The organism is Pseudomonas sp. AC463, assembly GCF_979253585.1.
Genome location: NZ_CEEDDZ010000079.1, coordinates 1 through 542 on the forward strand (window position 1 = coordinate 1; position 542 = coordinate 542).

At 70.3% G+C, this 542-nt stretch carries 1 protein-coding gene; it reads left to right on the forward strand.

Annotation, left to right across the window (positions count from 1 at the left end; all coding sequences use genetic code 11):
- Positions 1–133: 133 nt before the first annotated feature.
- Positions 134–542: NAD(P)-dependent oxidoreductase (locus tag AC0IYH_RS29170; RefSeq protein WP_471837494.1), on the forward strand; the 409-nt coding region annotated here is incomplete at its 3' end.

Consider the following 542-nt stretch of genomic DNA (forward strand, 5'->3'; position numbering starts at 1 on the left):
GATGCGGTCGTGCGCGACACGGACGTCGTCGATGGACACGGGCAGTACGGGCTGCGGCGGGTTGATCTGCGTTGCCATTGGCGGGCGTTAGACCGTCTGGCGCGGTGGGGGAACACCGCTTATGCGCGGACGCATGGCAAGACTGGCATTCATCGGCACGGGCGTCATGGGCGCGCCTATGGCAGGGCATCTGGCGAAGGCCGGACATGACGTGGTGGTCTTCAACCGCACGCGCCAGAAGGCGGAGGCGACCGGGCTGGAGGTCGCCGACACGCCCGCCGCCGCCGCCAAGGGTGCCGATGCGGTATTCACGTGCGTCGGTAATGACGACGATCTGCACGCGGTGACGCTGGGGCGGGACGGGGCGTTCGCGGCGATGCGCGACGGCGCGCTGTTCGTGGACCACACGACGGTCTCCGCCGATATCGCCCGCCGACTGGCGGCGGAGACGCGGCTGCTGATCGTCGACGCGCCGGTGTCGGGCGGGCAGGCGGGTGCCGAGAAGGGCGCGTTGTCGATCATGTGCGGCGGCACCGCCGAAG